Origin of the sequence: Streptomyces sp. NPDC001980 (assembly GCF_040296885.1) — a bacterium.
Lineage (GTDB): Bacteria > Actinomycetota > Actinomycetes > Streptomycetales > Streptomycetaceae > Streptomyces.
Window position 1 is genome coordinate 368,448 of the sequence record NZ_JBEOYD010000002.1, and the last position, 15,459, is coordinate 383,906.

Here is a 15,459-nt window from a genome sequence, read left to right on the forward strand (position 1 = left end):
CGTCGGTCATTCCCTGGAGAACCCATGCCTGCATCCGACGCCGACGCGCTGCCCCGGCACTGGCAGGACGTCCTGCCCGTCGTCCGCACCCGTCGTGGCTTCCTCACCCTGACCGGCGGCGGCGCCCTGGCCGCCCTGCTCGCGGCCTGCGCGCCGAGTGCCACGGACGACGCGTCGACCGGGACGACGGCGTCGGCCACCGGCCCGGCCAAGCACGGCGGCACACTGCGCGTGGGCGCTCCGCCACCGCCCACCGCCCTCGACCCGGTCACGGCGTACGACGGCACCGCCATCGCCCTCTACCAGTTGGTGGCCGAGTACCTGGTCTGGCTCGACAAGGACTTCAAGCTGGTGCCGCGGCTGGCCACGAAGTGGACCTCGGACACGACCGGCCGCAAGTGGACCTTCACCCTGCGCAAGGGGGTCACCTTCTCCGACGGCACGAAGCTCGACGCCGCCACCGTGAAGGCGTCCTTCGACCGGCTGCTCGACCCGAAGAGCAAGTCGGCCGCCCTGTCCGCCTTCGACACCGTCCTCAAGCCGGGCGGCGTGACCACCCAGGGCGACGCGACCGTCGTCTTCACCCTCGAACGGCCCTTCTCCGACTTTCCGTACCTGGTCTCGGCCGGCAACTACAACGCGGTGATCCTGAAGACGGACTACGCAGGCGACTTCACCAAGCACGGCATCGGCACGGGCCCCTTCTCCCTCACGTCGTACGACGTCTCCACGGGTGCCGCCTTCGTCCGCAACCCGACGTACTGGGACAGCCCCAAGCCCTACCTCGACGGCGTGGACGTCAGGTTCTACGCCGACGACCAGGCCGACCTCGTGGCCCTCCAGTCCGGTGACATCGACGCCCAGTTCCTCAGCAGACCCGCCCTCGTCGAACCCCTGGGGAACAGCGGGGGCATCACCGTCGACAAGGTCAGGGGCACCGGAGTCACCGTGCTCACCCTGCGCGTCGACAAGGCGCCCTTCGATCGCAAGGAGGTCCGCCAGGCCGTCGCCTACGGCCTCGACCGGCCCGCCGTGCGGCAGGCCGCGGGCAGCGGACTCGGCGACCTCGGCAACGACCATCTGTTCGCGCCGCTGTTCCCGGCCGCCCCCACCGACATCGCGCAGCGCGCCAAGGACAGGGCGAAGGTCACCGAACTCCTCAAGGCGGCCGGCCTGACGAGCCTGCGCTTCACCCTCACCTTCGACCCGCCCAACAAGGACTTCGCGGTCACCGTCCAGAGCCAGCTGAAGGAGGTCGGCATCACCGTCGACCTCGACCAGCGCTCCTCGAAGGAGTTCTACGGCGGCGACCAGGCCAAGGACACGCCGTGGCTGTTCACCACCGCCAACCTGGTCGGCTGGGCGGGCCGGGCCGTGCCGAGCCAGTTCATCATCCCCATGGTGAAGAGCAACGGCGTCTGGAACGGCTCCAAGTACGCCAACAAGGCCCTCGACGCGGCCGCCGAGGCCTACGACGCCGCCACCAGCGACGCCGAGCGCCGCAAGCAGGCGGAGATCATCGCCGAGGCCCTGCACGAGGACGTGCCGATCGTCATCGCGTACTGGAGCGGAGCGGCGCGCGCCTACAACAGCGGCAGGTTCCGCGGCGTCCAGGCGCACCCCAGCCAGTACGTCGACTTCACCACCGTCTCCCGGGTCTGAACCATGACCCGGTTTCTGCTCCGCCGCCTCGCCGCCGTCCCCCTGACCCTGCTGGCGGTCTCCCTCCTGGTCTTCCTCGCCACCCAGGTGCTGCCCGGTGACGTCGCCCGCACGGTACTGGGCCGGGAGGCCACGGACGGTTCGCTGCGCGCCCTCGACCACGAACTCGGCCTGGACCGGCCGCTCGTCGTCCAGTACGGGAGCTGGCTCGGGCACTTCGTCACCGGTGACTGGGGGACCTCGTACACGCTGCACGTGCCGGTGCGCGGGCTGCTCCTGGAACGGCTCGGGCACTCGCTGTTCCTGGCGGCCTTCGCGTTCGTGCTGCTGGTGCCGGTCGCGCTGACGCTCGGGCTGATCGCGGGGCTGTACCACGGCCGGGTACTGGACCGGGCGATCACCGCCACGACCCTGGCGCTGGGCGCCACACCGGAGTTCGTCACCGGGGTCGTCCTGCTGGTGGTGTTCTCCGTGCAGCTGCGCTGGCTGCCCGCGTCGGCGCAGACCCGGCCCGGGGCCGACGGCCTGGGACAGACCCTGTGGCATCTGCTGCTGCCGGCCATCTCGCTGGTGCTGGTGTGCACCGGTTACGTCGCCCGGCACGTGCGTGCCAGCACCATCGCCGTCGTCGAGGGTCCCTACGTACGCGCGGTGCGGCTGCGAGGGGCCGGCCCGGCCCGGATCGTCGTCCGGCACGTGCTGCGCAACGCCACGGTGCCGGCCACCAGCGCCCTCGGCGTGCAGCTCCAGTACATGCTCGGCGGCATCGTCGTGGTCGAACTGCTCTTCAACTACCCGGGAGCCGGCGCCCTGTTGCTGCAGTCAGCGCAGGACAAGGACCTGCCGACGCTCCAGGCGAGCGCCCTGGTGCTGGGCGCCCTCTACATGCTGGTCGTGCTCCTCGCCGACCTCGTCCACCGGTTGCTGGATCCGCGCATTCGGCTCGGGGGTGTGTCGTGAGCACCGTGCCGATCGCCCTGCGGCCGCTGGGACGACTGCGACGGCTGGGAAGACTGCCCGCCGCCTCCGCCGTGGGGGCCGCCGTGATCGTGCTGTGGACGGGGGTCGCCCTGTTCTGGCCGCACCTGGTGCCGTACGCACCCGACGTGCAGCGCCCACAGGACCGGTTCCTGTCGCCGGGCGCGGAACACTGGCTGGGCACCGACCAGTTCGGCCGTGACGTGTTCTCCCGCACCCTCGCCGGGGCCCGTCCCGTGCTGGAGGTGGCGCCGGCCGCGACCGCGCTGGCCGTCCTCGCCGGCACCGTGATCGGGCTGCTCACGGGCGGGGTGGGCGGCTGGCTGGACGACGTGGTGATGCGCATCGTCGACGCCGTCGTGGTCTTTCCGGCCGTCATCGCCGCGGTGCTGTTCGTGGCCTTCCTGGGCCGCTCGACGCCGGTACTCGTGTGCGTCGTCGCGACCGCTCTCACCACGCTGGTCGCGCGCAGCGTACGGGCGGCGACGCTCGTGGAGCGGGGGAAGCCGTACGTCGAGGCGGCCCGGCTGCGCGGCGAGCCCCTGTGGTCACTGCTCGGCCGCGAGATCCTGCCCAACGTCCGCTCCACGGTGTACGTCGAGGCGACCTCACGGCTCGGCGACGCCGTGTTCGCCGCCGCGACCCTCTCCTTCCTCGGCCTCGGCCAGCCACCCGGCTCACCGGAGTGGGGCGCGGCCGTCGCCGACAACCGGGTGTGGCTGAACAACGCGCCGTGGACGGTCCTCGCGCCCGCCCTGGCGATCGTCTCCCTGGTGGTCGGGGTGGCCCTGGTCGCGGACACGTCACGGCGGGCGGCGGGAGGCGCGGTCGCATGAGCACGGACGAACGGAGGCTTGTCGCCGAGAGGTCGAGCACGGACGAACAGGGGCTCGTCGTCGAGGGGCTGAGCACCGCGTACGACTCCGCCCAGGTCCTGTACGACGTGTCGTTCACTGTCGCCCCCGGCGAGATCTTCGGCCTGGTCGGCGAGTCGGGCTGCGGCAAGTCGAGCCTGGCCTACGCGCTGGCCGGCCACTTCGCGCCGGGCGGGCGGGTGCTCGGCGGCGGTGTGCGGCTGGACGGCACCGACGTACTGGCCCTGGGCGGGCGGGGGTTGCGGGAGTGGCGGGCCTCCCGGCTCGCCTTCGTGCATCAGGACGCGGCGGGATCCCTGGACCCGACGATGCGGGTCGGAAAGCAACTGGCCGAGGTCCTGCGCGCGCGTGGTCTGTCCCGCCGGGAGAGTGCCGAACGCGCCGTCGAACTCCTGCGCACGGTACGGCTGCCCGACCCCGAGCGGCTCGTGCACCGCTACCCGCACCAGTTGTCCGGCGGCCAGCAGCAGCGTGTCGTGATCGCCGCCGCCCTCGCCGCACAGCCGCGGTTGCTGATCCTCGACGAGCCGACGACGGGGCTCGACGCCTCCGTCGAGCACGAAGTGCTGGTCCTGCTCAAGGAGTTGCGCGGCCGGCTCGACGCGGCAGTGGTGTTCGTCAGCCACGACCTCGGCCTGATCGGCCGCATGTGCGACCGCGTGGGCGTGCTGTACGCGGGACGCCTCGTCGAGACCGGCCGGGTCGGTGAGGTCCTGGCCTCGCCCGCCCATCCGTACACCACGGGCCTGCTGGCGGCCGTCCCGGTCCTCGGCGTCACGCGGCGGGAGCGCCCGCTGCGACCCCTGCCCGGCCGGCTGCCGCTGCCGGGCGAGACCACGACCGGCTGTGCCTTCGCGCCACGCTGCGCGCTGGCCGAGGACGCCTGCCGGGCCGCCGAACCCCCGTTGGACGCCGAGGCCGTTGCGGGCCGGTCGGTGCGCTGTCTGCACCCGGCGGAGGCCACGGTGGAGGTCGGTGCGGGGACGGGGAGTGAAGGGCGGCGACAGACGCCTGCCGCCCTCGTCGAAGTGCGGGATCTCGTACGGCGGTTCGGGCACACCGTCGCGGTCGACCACGTCGATCTGACCATCCGCGAGGGCGAAGTCCTGGGCCTGGTGGGGGAGTCGGGCAGCGGCAAGACCACCCTCGCCCGCGCCGTCGCGGGTCTCGCCCCCGACGGCGAGGGAACCCTGCGGCTGCGCGGTGAACCACTGCCCGCACGCCTTGCCCGGCGCGACGAACGCCTGCGCCCGCGCATCCAGATGGTCTTCCAGAACCCGGACGCGTCCCTCAACCCCAGCCACACCGTGCGCACGGTCCTCAGGAGATCGCTCGCCACCCTCGCGGATCCCTCGGGTCCGTCCCTCGACGCACTCCTGGAGCGCACCCGCATCGACGCCGACCTTCTCGACCGCCGCCCGGCCCAGCTGTCCGGCGGGCAGAAGCAGCGCGTGTCGATCGCCCGCAGCTTCGCGGGCCGCCCCGACCTGGTGATCTGCGACGAGCCGGTGTCCGCGCTGGACGTCAGCGTGCAGGCGGCGGTGCTGGAGGTGCTGGCCGACCAACGGGACCGCACGGGGACGTCGTACCTCTTCATCTCCCACGACCTCGCGGTCGTCGGCTACCTCGCCGACCGGATCGCCGTCATGTACCGCGGTGTGATCGTCGAGGAGGGGCCCGCGGCCGACGTACTGCGCGGTCCGTCGCACCCGTACACCGCCCTGCTGGTCGAGGCCGCCGCGCGCCCAGTGGTGACCGGCCCGTCCGAAGAAGCCGACAACGCGCCCGCACGACCGAGTGGCTGCCGTTTCGCCGACCGCTGTACCCGCCGGATCGCCGGGCTGTGCGAGGACGTACCGCCACCGGAACGCGACCTCGGCGCCGGCCACGTCGTGCGCTGCCACCTCGACCCCTCCGACCTGCCGGCCGGGATCCCCGCCACCGCCGCGCTGAGCGTGGCCGACCCGCTCTGACCCCCTCTCCGCCCTGGGAGCTCTCATGACCACCAGCACCAGCACCAGCACCGCCGCCGAGGAGTTCGCCGACCTGCCGAACGCCCCCGTCATCCAGCGCCGTTGGGTGACCGTGGCCACCGGCGGCCACGTCGGCGGCGTCTTCTGGCACCCGCAGAAGCCCACCGTCGTCCTGCTCCACGACGCCGGTGCCGGCGCCCGCGCCTGGGACGACGTCCTGCTGGCCCTGGACCGGCCCGCCGTCGCCCTGGACCTGCCCGGCCACGGCCGCTCCAGCAGGCGCGGCCGGGGCGACTACCGTCCCCGGCGGCTGGCCGGCACGCTGGAGGAGGCCACCCGGTCCTTCGCGCCGGGAAGCGTGCCCCTCGTGGGCACCGGGTTCGGCGCGCTCACCGCGATCGCCCTGAAGGCGAAGTTCCCGCACACCGCCGGCCGCCTCGTCCTCGTCGACGCGCTGCCCGGCACTCTCTCTCCGGGCCTGCGGCTGTGGCCCACGCCCAGCCCCGAGTTCGCCACCCGCGACGAGGCGGCGGCCTGGCTGGCCGAACGCGGTGCGACCGACGCCGCCCGCACGGCCGAACTGGAGACCGAGCAGGCCGCGGACGGCACCTGGTCCTGGCGCCACCACCTCGGGAGCCTCCCCGCCGACGCGCCCACCGCACTCGACGACGAGACCCTCTGGGAGCAACTCGCCTCCGTCCCCTTCCCGTTGCTCGTCCGCACCGAGGACGGCCCGCTGGACACGGTGTCCCTCGACCGCTTCCGCACCCAGGTACCCGACGGCGACATCGTCACCGTCCACGCGGATCCGCAGGCCCTCGCGGACGTCCTGCGCCCCCTCACCCACTGACCCACGCCCGAAGGAGCCCCCGCCATGTCCGACGACATCCCCGTCATCGACCTCGCCGCCGCCCTCGCCGACGACGCCCCCGACGACCTGCTCGCCACCGTGCGCCACGCCGCCGAGACCATCGGCATCATCCAGGTCGTCAACCACGGCGTCCCCGCAGAAGTGATCGCCGGGTTCAACGACGGCTTCCGCCGAGTCCTCGACCTTCCCCGCGACGAGAAGGAACAGCTGGCCAGTCCCACCGGGCACCCCTACCGCGGCTGGCGGCAGTGGCCCGACGACTTCGGCCGCCTCGAACTCGAACGGTTCAACATCGGCCAGTACGACGACGCGGACGCGGCCGAGGCCGCCGGACTCACCCCCGAGCAGGCCACCCTCTACGCCCACACCAACGTGTGGCCGCCGCAGGAGCCCGGCCTGCGCGCCGCGACCCGGCGCTATCAGGACGCCTTCGTGGACGTCGCCCGCCGCCTCCTCGGCCTGTACGCGCGCGTGCTGGACGTGCCCGCGGAGACCTTCCCGCTCGGCGACGACGTCTACACGACGACGGTCGTCAACAACTACCCCAAGTGGCCGTACGACGGCGTGTCCGACGACGAGAAGCTCCTGCTCCTGGAACACGCCGACAGCTCCGCGCTCACCGTCCTCTACCAGGAGGGCGACTACGCGGGCCTGCAGGGCCAGCGTCCGGACGGCACCTGGACCTCCGTACCGATCCGGCACGACGCCCTCCAGGTGTTCACCGGCACGCTGCTGACCAACTGGACGGACGGCCGGCTGCGCCCCGGGCGGCACCGCGTCGTGGCCGGCGGCTCGGTGACCCGGCGCTCCTCCGCCGTCTTCGTCCATCCGAGCCTGGACACGGTCGTGGCACCCCTGCCGGCCTTCGCCGACCCGGATGGCTCCGACTTCGAACCCGTCTCGGTGTGGGAGCGTGCCAGTGGCAACGTCGAGGAGTACCTGCGGGTCTTCGGCCGCCCCGAGCAGCTCGCCGCCTGGCGGGAGAACCGCCCCTACGTCGCCGAAGTCACCGCGTGAGCAAGCCGAAGGAGAGCCGGTCATGACCACATTCCCCACCGCGCGAGCCGTGCGGACCACCCCCGAGGGGCTCCTGTGGGAGCCGAGTGAGCGCTGGGTTCGCGGCCGCAAGGGTGACGTCACGGTGGTCGACAGCCGCCACCCCGTCCTCGTCTGGGAGCCGGGGGTTCCCGTGCCGCTGTACGCGTTCCCGCGCGCGGAGGTACGCGAGGAACTCCTCCGGCCCGCCAAGAACCCTCCGACGGGTACGCACACCGGCTCACGGATCTTCTACGACGTCGAGGCCGACGGCGAACTGCTGGAGAACGCCGCCTGGACCTTCCCGGCCGCCGACCTGGCCGACCACATCGCCTTCGAGTGGTTCCGGCGCGTCGGCCGGGGCCTCGACCACTGGTACGAGGAGGAGGAAGAGATCTTCGTCCACCCCCGCGACCCGCACAAGCGGGTGGACGCCATCCCCAGCAGCCGGCACCTCGTGGTCGAGATCGACGGCACGGTCGCCGCGGACACCCACCGGCCGGTCCTGCTCTTCGAGACCGGTCTGCCCACCCGTTACTACATCCCGCGCGAGGACGTCCGCCTCGACCTGCTCGAAGCCACCGACCACCACACCGGCTGCCCGTACAAGGGCACCGCCGAGTACTGGTCGTGGCGCGGCGACGCCGGCGTCCCGCCCAACGTCGTCTGGAGCTACCCGGACCCGCTGCCCGCGGTCGGCGCCGTCCAAGGACTCCTCGCCTTCTACAACGAGGCCGTCGACATCACCCTCGACGGCGAGCGGGTGGAACGCCCCGTCACCCACTTCACCAAGGCGCTCTCGGAGCAGCGGCGCATCTGACGAGCCACGACCGCCGCGTCCGTCTCGACGGACCGCGCCGGTCCACGGTCGGCCACACCGCGACGGGGCCTGGGGTGTCATCCGACAGCCGGGCCCCGTCGGTCGCTTGCGACGACCTCACCGGAGCGGCCGATGTTTCCGCAATGTGAGGGCTGTCCGGAACATATTGACCGACGGCGTGGACCTCTGCTCAACTCACCTTCCATGACCCCGCGCGTGGATTTGACCCGGAGGCGCCACATCGACCTGGCGCACGTCTCCAGCGCGTTCTGTTGTCGTTGACCCGTAAGGCGTGTCGCTGATCCGCTGAGCGGATCCCGGCATCGGCCGGTGTGCGCCCATGGCGTACTTCCGGAAGGGGCGGTGCGCGGTCTCCGCCCCGGCGGTGTCCTGCTCGCGGTACCGCGGCGACCACCGCCTGCTTCACCCTTCCGCTTCCCCGGCTCCCTCCGGTGTGCAGGGCCCGACCCGAAATCGGCGACGGGATCTGCCGTCGGCCGGGGGCCGACTCCACCGCACAGCCTGCGCCTGGCCCGGCACTCCTCGCGCGGTCGTCGGCCCCTCGCGTCGCCACCGGCCCGAGCCCTCGCCCCGTAGCCGTCCACCGCCGCTCATCGCTCCTTCACTCCGACTCCCAGCACCCGGCAGTGCGCCCCATTCCTGGAGAGGGACCTCCTCATGCCTCCGACCATCCGCAAGCTCACGGGCCGCATCGGCGCCGTCGTCGACGGCGTCGACCTCGCCGCGCCCGCCGATCCCTCGACCGTCACGGCGCTCCGCCATGCCCTCGACGAGCACAAGGCGATCGTGTTCGCCGACGTGACCCTCGACAACGCCGGTCAGGAGCGGGTGGCCGGCTGGTTCGGCGACCTGACGACCGCCCATCCGAACGTGCCGGCCGCCGACGGGACGACGAACGTGCTCGCCGTCGACAGCGAGACGTCCAAGGCGAACGAATGGCACACGGACGTCACCTTCGTGCTCAACCCGCCGCAGCTCACCACGCTCCGGTCCATCGTGACCACGCCCTACGGCGGCGAGACGCTCATCGCGAACGCCGCCGCGGCCTACCGCGACCTGCCCGAACCGCTGCGCGCCCTCGCCGACTCGCTGCGGGTCGTGCACACCAACCAGTACGACTACGCACGCCCCGCCGCCACGACGCCCGAACGGCAGGAGTACGACCGGGTCTTCGTCTCGACGCCCTACGAGACGGAGCACCCCCTCGTGCGGGTTCATCCGCTGACGGGCGAACGCGGCCTGTTCATCGGCGGGTTCGCCCAGCGCATCGTCGGCCTGCCGAACAGCGACTCGGCCGATCTGCTGCGCATCTTCCAGTCGTACGTGACCCGCCCCGAGAACATCCTGCGCTGGTCCTGGGCCCCCGGCCAGCTGCTGATCTTCGACAACAGGATCACCCAGCACTACGGGGTCGACAACTACGGCGACCACCCGCGCCGCCTCAACCGTGTGACGGTCGCCGGAGACGTGCCGGTCGGCGTCGACGGCCGGCGCAGCGAGCGACTCGTGGGCGACGCCTCGCACTACAGCAAGGTGCTGGAGGTGGCGGCATGACCGAGGTCGGTCTCAAGAGGCCGGCCGTCGTACCGGCGGTCGCGGAGACCCCGGCAGAGACGACGGGTGCACCCGGACGCGAGGTCTTCCTGCCGCTCGACGCCCGCCGCCGGACCCCGCTGCACACGCTCCGCGAGCGGCTGCGCTGGCCGCTGGGCATCTACACCACTCCGGTCGCGGTCCTCATCGCCTGGGAGATCCTCGCCAGGGCCGGAGTCCTGCAGAAGACCTACGCTCCGGCGCCGACCTCCATCGTCAGGTCCGCCGTGGACCTGTGGCGACAGGGCGTCCTCGGACCCGACCTGGCCATCTCGCTGCAACGCGCGGGCATCGGCCTGGCCGTCGGGCTGACGGTGGGGATCGTCAGCGGGGTACTGGGCGGGCTGCTGCGCAGCGGCGAGTACCTGTTCAACGGGGTCGTGCAGATCCTGAACACGATCCCGCTGCTGGCGGTGCTGCCGCTGATGATCGTGTGGTTCGGCATCGACGAGCTCACGAAGGTGCTGCTGATCTCCTTCGGTGCCGGCGTCCCGATGTACGTCAACCTCTTCGCCGCGATCCGCGGTGTCGACCAGCGTCTCATCGAGATGGCGCGGACGACGGGAGCGGGCACCTGGCGGCTGGTGACGCGGGTGCTGGTGCCCGGGGCGCTGCCGGGATTCCTGGTGGGCCTGCGGTTCTCGCTCGCCTACAGCGTCCTGGGCCTGGTGGCGGCCGAGACGGTCAACGCCGACAAGGGCCTCGGCTTCCTCATCACACAAGGGCAGACGTACCTGCAGACCGACCAGGTCTTCGTCGGGCTGGTGATCTACTCGCTCCTCGGTCTGCTCGCCGACCAGTTCGTCCGGGTTCTCGAGCGGGTGCTGCTGCGGTGGCGTCCCAGTTATGAGGCGTCATGAGCACCACCGTCGGGACACAGCTCCGGCAGCAGTCCGGAGCCGTCGTGGAGAAGGTCGTCCGGCGGTTCGGCGACCGGGTCGTCCTGGACCGGCTGGACCTCACCCTCGCCGACGAGGAACTGGTCGTCCTGCTGGGCCCCTCCGGCTGCGGCAAGAGCACCCTCCTGCGCCTGCTCGCCGGTCTCGACCGGCCCGACGGCGGACGGGTGGAGGTCCCGGCCAGGCGCGCGATCGTCTTCCAGGCCGACCGGCTGCTGCCGTGGCAGCGGGTGCTGCGCAACGTCACCCTCGGCCTGCACGGACCGGACGCCGACCAGCGGGCCCTCGACGTGCTCGCCGAGGTCGGACTCGCGGGCCGCGAGAAGGCATGGCCCAAGGAGCTCTCCGGTGGCGAGGCCCAACGGGTGTCACTGGCAAGGGCGTTGGTCTCTGAACCCGAACTCGTGCTGCTCGACGAGCCGTTCGCGGCACTCGACGCGATCACCCGGCTGCGCATGCACGACCTCGTGCGGGCCCTGCGCAGCAAGCACCACGCGGCCATGCTGCTCGTCACCCACGACGTCGACGAGGCGATCGCGCTGGCCGACCGCGTCGTCGTCATGAGCAACGGACGCATCGGCACCTCGCACCTGGTCGAGCTGTCCGCCGCCGACCGCGAGGCGAGCGTCGCCCGCGAGGAACTACGCGCCGCGCTCCTCGAAGACCTCGGTCTCGCCAACCAGCACTGAATCCCACCGGATCCGACTGAATCCAAGCGAGTCATCCCCCCGCTCCCGCCCGTCCCTGCACAGAAAGCACGTGAGAACCATGCCCACAAGATTTGCCCGAACAGTCGGCGCCCTCGGCCTGCTCGCCCTCGCGGGTCCCCTCGCCGCCTGCGGATCGGAGTCGGAGGCCGCGGCACCGCTGAGCAACGTGAGCGGATCGAGTGCCGACAGCCACCCCGAATGGAAGAACTACACGTTCACCATCGGTGACAACGGCGGCGACGGCAGCCAGGAGCTGGCGAAGATCACCGGCGTCTTCGACAACGCGCCGTACAAGGTCAAGTTCGCCCGCTTCACCTACGGCCCGCCGCTCGTCCAGGCCGCCGCGTCGGGCGACATCGACCTGGGCAGCGTCGGCGACGTGCCGCCGATCACCGGCGCCGCGAAGGAGTACGGCTTCAAGGTCGTCGCCGTCAACCGTTCCCTGAGGCCCGACCAGGCGAACGAGAACATCATCGTGCCGAAGGGCTCGACCCTGAAGACGCTCGCGGACCTCAAGGGCAAGAGACTCGCCGTCCCGCAGGGCAGTTCGGCCCACGGCCTGGCCCTGAACGCACTCAAGAGCGTCGGTCTCGGCCCCAAGGACGTGAAGCTGGTCTTCCTCGATCCGGCGGCCGGCGCCACGGCGTTCAACACCGGCAAGGTGGACGCCTGGTCCATCTGGAACCCGCAGTCGGCGATCGCCGTGAAGAACGGTGCGCGGATCCTGGCGAAGGGCCTCCCGCCCATCGACCAGACCAGCAGCTACTACGTCGCGAGCGAGAAGTCGCTGAACGACAGAACGAAGCGGGCGGCCCTCACGGACGTCCTGAAGCGGCTGGCCCACGAGTTCGCCTGGGCCGTCAAGCACGAGGACAAGTACGCGGAGGCGATCTCCAAGGAGGAGGGCATTCCCCTGGCCGACGCGAAGGCCTCCCTGGAGACCTTCGAGACCCGGGTCACCCCCGTGGAGAAGACGGACATAGCCGCGGAGCAGAAGCTCGCCGACGCCTTCCTCGAAGCGGGCCAGATCACCAAGACGGTCGACGTCGCGTCGATCACCGACAACCTCCTCCCGGCCGGATACGACAGCTCCAAGCTGGCGGTCACCTCATGAGCCCCGTGCGCCACGTCAGCGAGAGACGACGCCGCCTCCACCTCAACGCCTTCCTCATGGAGGCCGGCCACCACGAGGCCGCCTGGCGGCTCCCGCACAGCGACCCGCGGGCGGACTTCGACCTGCGGCACTGGATCGAACTGGCCCGGCTGGCCGAGAGCGCCAAGTTCGACTCGCTGTTCCTCGCGGACGGCCCGGCCCTGAACGGCACCGGCGAGTTCCGGCCACCGGGCCAGCTCGAACCGCTGACGCTGCTGACCGTCCTGTCCCAGGCGACCAGCAGGATCGGCCTCATCGCGACCGTGTCGTCCACGTACAACGAGCCCTACAACCTCGCCCGCCGCCTCGCCTCCGTCGACCACGTCAGCGGTGGCCGCGCCGGCTGGAACATCGTCACCTCGGCGGGCGCCGACGAGGCGGCCAACTTCGGCCTCGTCGACCGTCCCGACCACGCCCTGCGCTACGCCAGGGCCGACGAGTTCCTCCAGGTCGCCAAGGCGCTGTGGGACAGCTGGGAGTCCGAGGCCGTCGTGGCGGACAAGGCCACGGGGCGGTACGCGGACCCGGCCCGGCTGCACCGGCTCGACCACCGGGGCACGCACTTCTCGGTGGCAGGACCGCTCAACGTCGAGCGCCCGCCGCAGGGTTACCCGCTGCTCGTCCAGGCCGGCTCCTCCGAGGACGGCAAGGACTTCGCGGCCCGGCACGCCGAGGCGATCTTCACCGCGCACCGGACGTACGAGCGCGCGGCCGCCTTCTACGCCGACATCAAGGCCAGGACCCGTGCCGCGGGCCGGGACCCGGACGGCGTGATCGTGCTGCCGGGAATCGTCCCGTACCTCGGGTCGACCGTGGCCGAGGCCAGGGCGCTGGCGAAGGAGTTCGACGACCTGCGGGTACCGGAGTACGGGTTGCGTCAGCTGGCTTCGATCTTCGAGACCGAGCCGTCGGTGTTCGAACTCGGCGCCCCGCTACCGGACTTCGTCCTCGCCCGGCCCAAGCTGGAGGGCTCGCAGAGCCGCTCCGACCTCATCATCGAGCTCGCCGTACGAGAGGAGCTGACGGTCCGCCAGATCATCTCGCGGCTCGGGGGCGGCCGGGGCCACTTCGAGCTCGTCGGCACGCCCGAGCAGGTGGCGGACACGATCATCGCCTGGTTCGAGGGCGGCGCCGCCGACGGATTCAACATCATGGCACCGGCTCTGCCGTCCGGCCTGGCGGCCTTCGTCGAGCACGTGCTGCCGATCCTGCGCGACAAGGGCCTGTTCCGGGAGGAGTACGAGGGCACGACGCTGCGCGAGCACTACGGGCTGCCGGTACCGGCCAACCAGTTCCACCGTTCCGATGGCTGAAACGGGACCGCCGGCCCTGCGCGTCCAGGGGCTCAGCAAGACGTACGAGGACGGCTTCACCGCGGTGGCCGGGCTGGACCTGGAGATCCCCGACGGGGCCTTCTTCGGGCTGCTCGGCCCGAACGGCGCCGGCAAGACCACGCTGATCGGCTCGGTGTGCAACATCGTCCGTCCCACTACCGGCACGCTCACCGTCTTCGGCCACGACCACCGGACCCGGGAGGCGCGCCGGCTGCTCGGCCTGGCCGAACAGGAGATCAACGTCGACCGGTTCCTGTCGATCCGTCAGATGCTGATCTACCACGCCGGATACCACGGCATCGGACGGCGAGCCGCGGTCGGGCGTGCGGACGAACTGCTCGCGGTGTTCCGCCTCGACGGCAAGGCCGACGCCCGCGCCTACGAACTGTCCGGCGGCATGCAGCGCCGGCTCGTCATCGCGCGGGCGCTCATGCACCGTCCCCGGCTGCTCATCCTCGACGAACCGACGGCCGGCGTCGACGTGGAGCTGCGTTCGGAGATCTGGCGGCTGGTCAAGGGTCTCAACGCGGCCGGCACCACCGTCCTGCTCACCACGCACTACCTCGAAGAGGCGGAGACGTTGTGCGACGAGATCGCCCTGCTGCGGGCCGGCCGGATCGTCGACCGCGGCTCCGCGGCCTCCCTGCGCAGCCGTTACGCGGCGCGGGACATCTCGGAGGTCTACGACCGGGTGATCACGGGGGAGGGGGCGGCGTGACCGGCACCCCGGCGGACGCGGCGGCGCTCCCGTCGTACGACGAGCCCTTCAAGCCCGAACGCTCCCCGTTCATCTGGCTGTTGGAGCGGGAGGTCCTCCGCTTCCTGACCATCTGGCGCTACAGCGTCGTCGGCCCGGTGCTGTCGACCGTGCTGTTCGTCGTCGTCTTCGGCTCCGCCCTCGGCGGGCACGTCGACACGATCGACGGCGTCTCCTACGGCCGTTTCATCGTGCCCGGCCTGTTCGCGCAGGCGCTCGTCAACGTCGGTTACTTCAACGGGACGACCAGCCTCTTCGAGGCCCGCCGCGACCGGTACATCCACGACGTGTTCGCCAGCCCGCTGCGCTGGTGGGAGATCAACGCGGCACTGGTGGGCGGCGGCATCGCCCGAGGCGTCGTGGTGGGCGGCGGTGTTCTGGCGGTGGCTCTCCCCCTCACCGGAAGCGCCAGCGTCGCCCGCCCCCTCGTCCTGCTGTTCGGCACCCTCGGTGTGCTTCTGGTCGCCGCGCAGGTGGGCGTGATCGCGGGCAGCCTCGCCAAGTCCCTCGACCACGTCTACTCCATCGAGTCGATCATCATGCTGCCGCTGGGCTTCCTGGGCGGCGTCTTCTACTCGGTCCGCCGGCTCCCGCCGGTCTGGGACGTCCTGAGCCACCTCGACCCGGTCTTCTGGCTGGTCCAGGTCGAGCGGATCGGCTTCCTCGGCCGGGGCGACGTCGGCGCGGGATGGGCCCTGTCCGTGGTGTGGGCCCTCGCCGCCGCGCTCTCGGCATGGTCCGCCGCCATGTTCGCCACGGGCCGCCTCAAGCCCTGATC

At 71.6% G+C, this 15,459-nt stretch carries 14 protein-coding genes; all 14 read left to right on the forward strand.

The window, feature by feature from the left end:
• Positions 1-24 precede the first annotated feature (24 nt).
• The 14 genes from ABT137_RS04095 (at position 25) to ABT137_RS04160 (ending at position 15,457) form a co-directional block, all read left to right on the forward strand.
• Positions 25-1,662 carry an ABC transporter substrate-binding protein gene (locus ABT137_RS04095; RefSeq protein WP_351702018.1) on the forward strand — a complete coding sequence of 546 codons (1,638 nt, stop codon included), beginning with the start codon at positions 25-27 and terminating at the stop codon, positions 1,660-1,662.
• Positions 1,663-1,665: 3 nt separating this feature from the next.
• A complete protein-coding gene (locus ABT137_RS04100) occupies positions 1,666-2,622 on the forward strand; it encodes an ABC transporter permease (RefSeq protein WP_351702021.1) in 957 nt (318 codons plus the stop codon).
• Complete coding sequence (locus tag ABT137_RS04105) at positions 2,619-3,476, forward strand: ABC transporter permease (protein ID WP_351702024.1); 858 nt, start codon at positions 2,619-2,621, stop codon at positions 3,474-3,476. Before ABT137_RS04100 ends, ABT137_RS04105 begins: the two co-directional genes overlap by 4 nt.
• Positions 3,473-5,488, forward strand: a complete 2,016-nt coding sequence (locus ABT137_RS04110) for a dipeptide ABC transporter ATP-binding protein (RefSeq protein WP_351702027.1) — start codon at positions 3,473-3,475, stop codon at positions 5,486-5,488. Before ABT137_RS04105 ends, ABT137_RS04110 begins: the two co-directional genes overlap by 4 nt.
• Positions 5,489-5,513: 25 nt before the next feature.
• Positions 5,514-6,338, forward strand: a complete 825-nt coding sequence (locus tag ABT137_RS04115) for an alpha/beta fold hydrolase (RefSeq protein WP_351702030.1) — start codon at positions 5,514-5,516, stop codon at positions 6,336-6,338.
• A 24-nt stretch (positions 6,339-6,362) separates the two neighbouring features.
• Positions 6,363-7,376: a 2-oxoglutarate and iron-dependent oxygenase domain-containing protein gene (locus tag ABT137_RS04120; RefSeq protein ID WP_351702033.1), complete on the forward strand. Its 1,014-nt coding sequence runs from the start codon at positions 6,363-6,365 to the stop codon at positions 7,374-7,376.
• Between the two features lie 22 nt (positions 7,377-7,398).
• Positions 7,399-8,214, forward strand: a complete 816-nt coding sequence (locus ABT137_RS04125; RefSeq protein WP_351702036.1) for a DUF427 domain-containing protein — start codon at positions 7,399-7,401, stop codon at positions 8,212-8,214.
• A 678-nt stretch (positions 8,215-8,892) separates the two neighbouring features.
• Complete coding sequence (locus ABT137_RS04130) at positions 8,893-9,789, forward strand: TauD/TfdA dioxygenase family protein (protein WP_351702039.1); 897 nt, start codon at positions 8,893-8,895, stop codon at positions 9,787-9,789.
• Entirely contained in the window at positions 9,786-10,688 is a 903-nt protein-coding gene (locus ABT137_RS04135) for an ABC transporter permease (protein WP_351702042.1), read from the forward strand. Before ABT137_RS04130 ends, ABT137_RS04135 begins: the two co-directional genes overlap by 4 nt.
• The gene (locus ABT137_RS04140; RefSeq protein WP_351702045.1) at positions 10,685-11,416 is read left to right on the forward strand and encodes an ABC transporter ATP-binding protein; all 732 of its coding nucleotides are present in this window, start codon (positions 10,685-10,687) and stop codon (positions 11,414-11,416) included. The genes ABT137_RS04135 and ABT137_RS04140 overlap by 4 nt, the downstream gene beginning before the upstream one ends.
• Positions 11,417-11,495: 79 nt before the next feature.
• Complete coding sequence (locus tag ABT137_RS04145) at positions 11,496-12,551, forward strand: aliphatic sulfonate ABC transporter substrate-binding protein (RefSeq protein ID WP_351702048.1); 1,056 nt, start codon at positions 11,496-11,498, stop codon at positions 12,549-12,551.
• Positions 12,548-13,903: an LLM class flavin-dependent oxidoreductase gene (locus tag ABT137_RS04150; protein ID WP_351702051.1), complete on the forward strand. Its 1,356-nt coding sequence runs from the start codon at positions 12,548-12,550 to the stop codon at positions 13,901-13,903. Before ABT137_RS04145 ends, ABT137_RS04150 begins: the two co-directional genes overlap by 4 nt.
• Positions 13,896-14,642, forward strand: a complete 747-nt coding sequence (locus ABT137_RS04155; protein ID WP_351702054.1) for an ABC transporter ATP-binding protein — start codon at positions 13,896-13,898, stop codon at positions 14,640-14,642. Before ABT137_RS04150 ends, ABT137_RS04155 begins: the two co-directional genes overlap by 8 nt.
• A complete protein-coding gene (locus ABT137_RS04160; protein WP_351702057.1) occupies positions 14,639-15,457 on the forward strand; it encodes an ABC transporter permease in 819 nt (272 codons plus the stop codon). The genes ABT137_RS04155 and ABT137_RS04160 overlap by 4 nt, the downstream gene beginning before the upstream one ends.
• Positions 15,458-15,459: the final 2 nt, after the last annotated feature.

Excerpts from the sequence above, each read along its gene's own strand:
- ABT137_RS04110 (WP_351702027.1), top strand. The coding sequence starts at position 3,473 with ATGAGCACGGACGAACGGAGGCTTGTCGCCGAGAGGTCGAGCACGGAC.
- ABT137_RS04135 (WP_351702042.1), top strand. The coding sequence starts at position 9,786 with ATGACCGAGGTCGGTCTCAAGAGGCCGGCCGTCGTACCGGCGGTCGCG.
- ABT137_RS04095 (WP_351702018.1), top strand. The coding sequence starts at position 25 with ATGCCTGCATCCGACGCCGACGCGCTGCCCCGGCACTGGCAGGACGTC.
- ABT137_RS04130 (WP_351702039.1), top strand. The coding sequence starts at position 8,893 with ATGCCTCCGACCATCCGCAAGCTCACGGGCCGCATCGGCGCCGTCGTC.
- ABT137_RS04150 (WP_351702051.1), top strand. The coding sequence starts at position 12,548 with ATGAGCCCCGTGCGCCACGTCAGCGAGAGACGACGCCGCCTCCACCTC.
- ABT137_RS04125 (WP_351702036.1), top strand. The coding sequence starts at position 7,399 with ATGACCACATTCCCCACCGCGCGAGCCGTGCGGACCACCCCCGAGGGG.
- ABT137_RS04100 (WP_351702021.1), top strand. The coding sequence starts at position 1,666 with ATGACCCGGTTTCTGCTCCGCCGCCTCGCCGCCGTCCCCCTGACCCTG.
- ABT137_RS04140 (WP_351702045.1), top strand. The coding sequence starts at position 10,685 with ATGAGCACCACCGTCGGGACACAGCTCCGGCAGCAGTCCGGAGCCGTC.
- ABT137_RS04145 (WP_351702048.1), top strand. The coding sequence starts at position 11,496 with ATGCCCACAAGATTTGCCCGAACAGTCGGCGCCCTCGGCCTGCTCGCC.
- ABT137_RS04115 (WP_351702030.1), top strand. The coding sequence starts at position 5,514 with ATGACCACCAGCACCAGCACCAGCACCGCCGCCGAGGAGTTCGCCGAC.
- ABT137_RS04155 (WP_351702054.1), top strand. The coding sequence starts at position 13,896 with ATGGCTGAAACGGGACCGCCGGCCCTGCGCGTCCAGGGGCTCAGCAAG.
- ABT137_RS04120 (WP_351702033.1), top strand. The coding sequence starts at position 6,363 with ATGTCCGACGACATCCCCGTCATCGACCTCGCCGCCGCCCTCGCCGAC.